At 74.8% G+C, this 1862-nt stretch carries 2 protein-coding genes and 1 pseudogene; all 3 read left to right on the top strand.

All coding sequences use genetic code 11. The features are described 5' to 3' along the window. Positions 1-306: PDZ domain-containing protein (locus ACVNF4_RS35550; RefSeq protein ID WP_461806966.1), on the top strand; the 306-nt coding region annotated here is incomplete at its 5' end. 194 nt (positions 307-500) lie between these two features. Then, a complete protein-coding gene (locus ACVNF4_RS35545; RefSeq protein ID WP_461806965.1) occupies positions 501-1622 on the top strand; it encodes an aminopeptidase P family protein in 1122 nt (373 codons plus the stop codon). 45 nt (positions 1623-1667) lie between these two features. Then, a pseudogene (locus ACVNF4_RS35540) lies at positions 1668-1862 on the top strand (aminoglycoside phosphotransferase family protein); the annotation flags it as partial.

The raw sequence follows: 1862 nt of genomic DNA, 5'->3' as shown, positions 1-1862 counted from the left end.
GCGGCGCCCTCCCCGTCCGCCGCCGGCGGTTCGGCGCCCGCGCGTGCGGCACTCGGCGTGGAGGCGGTCGACGCGGAGAAGGCGGGGGCCGCGATCGTCGCCGTCCATGTCCCCGGTCCGGGGTACACGGCTGGTCTCGTGCGCGGTGACGTGCTGCTGACGTTCGGCGGGGCCCGGATCGACTCGGCGGCCGATCTCGTCCGCGCGGTGGGGCGGACGGAGCCGGGGGAGGGGGTCAAGGTGACGGTGCTGCACCGGGGTGGGGGGTATCAGCAGTTGACGGTCGTGCCGGGGGTGGTGGTCTGACGGGGGACGGCGTACGAGCCGTCATGGGCGATCATCGGACAAACGGGAGGGGGCTGTGGAAAACTTCCGCTCCTTGTCCGGAGGATGCGCGACGATGGAGTCACGCCGCGCAGTACCCGCGGTGACCGGCTCGCGCGGCCCCTGCCGCACGGGCAGGATGCTGACCGTAGCCGCTGATCCGCCCGGAGGCCCGCATGACCGCGACCGCACCCTTCACCGCCGAGGACTACCGGGCCCGCATGGAGCGCGCCGCCCGGTCCGCGGCCGAGGCGGGGCTCGCGGGCCTGCTCGTCGCGCCGGGGCCGGACATGGTCTGGCTCACCGGCTACACCCCCACCGCCGAGACGGAGCGGCTCACCCTGCTGGTCCTCGCACCCGGCCGGGACCCCGTCCTCGTCGTCCCCGGCCTGGAGGCTCCCGACGCCGCGCAGGCCCCCGGCGCGCCCGCGCTGGCCTTCCGGGACTGGACCGACGGCAAGGACCCCTACGCCGCGACCGCCGCCCTCCTCGACCCGAGCGGGCGCTTCGGCGTCAGCGACAACGCGTGGGCGCTGCACCTCCTCGCCCTCCAGAAGACCCTGCCCGGCGCGGCGTACGCGGCCCTCACCGAAGCGCTGCCGATGCTGCGGGCCGTCAAGGACGCGGCGGAACTGGAGCTGATGGCCGCGGCGGGCGCGGCGGCCGACGCGGCGTTCGAGGGCATCCGCGCGGTGCGCTTCGCCGGGCGCCGGGAGTCGGAGGTGGGCGCCGACCTCGCCCGCCTGCTGCGCGAACACGGCCACCAGCAGGTCGACTTCACGATCGTCGGCTCTGGCCCCAACGGCGCCAACCCGCACCACGAGATGGGGGACCGGGTCATCGAGGACGGCGACATGGTCGTCCTCGACTTCGGCGGCCTGAAGGACGGCTACGGCTCCGACACTACCCGGACCGTCCACGTCGGCGAGCCCACCGACGAGGAGCGCCGGGTGCACGAGGTCGTCCGGGCGGCGCAGGAGGCCGGGTTCCGCGCGGTGCGGCCCGGCGCCGCCTGCCAGGACGTCGACCGTGCCGCCCGCGCGGTCATCGCGGACGCCGGGTACGGCGAGTGGTTCATCCACCGCACCGGGCACGGCATCGGGGTCACGACCCACGAACCGCCCTACATGATCGAGGGGGAGGAGCAGCCCCTCGTGCCCGGCATGTGTTTCTCCGTGGAGCCGGGGATCTATCTGCCGGGCCGGTTCGGGGTGCGGATCGAGGACATCGTGACGGTCACCGAGGACGGCGGGCGGCGCCTCAACAACACCGAGCGGGAGCTGGTCATAGTGAGCTGAGCACCCAGGAGCCCCCTCCCCACCTCGACCTGTGACGGCGCGACCATGACCCAGGCATCCACCCCCACCGCGGACACTGTCCGCAGGCTGGCCCGCACGCTCCTCAAGCACGGCGACCCCGGCGTCCGCCCCGTCGCCGAGGGCGAGGGGCACTCCACCTGGTGGGTCGGCGCCCGACACGTCCTGCGGCTGGCCCCGGACCGGGACGCGTCCCTGCGTCAGCGCCGCGAACTGCGGCTG

It is taken from the genome of Streptomyces sp. S6, assembly GCF_054880855.1.
This window is presented reverse-complemented; position numbering and strand designations above follow the sequence as displayed.

Coding starts and splice junctions, on each gene's coding strand:
- ACVNF4_RS35545 (WP_461806965.1), top strand. CDS start 501: ATGACCGCGACCGCACCCTTCACCGCCGAGGACTACCGGGCCCGCATG.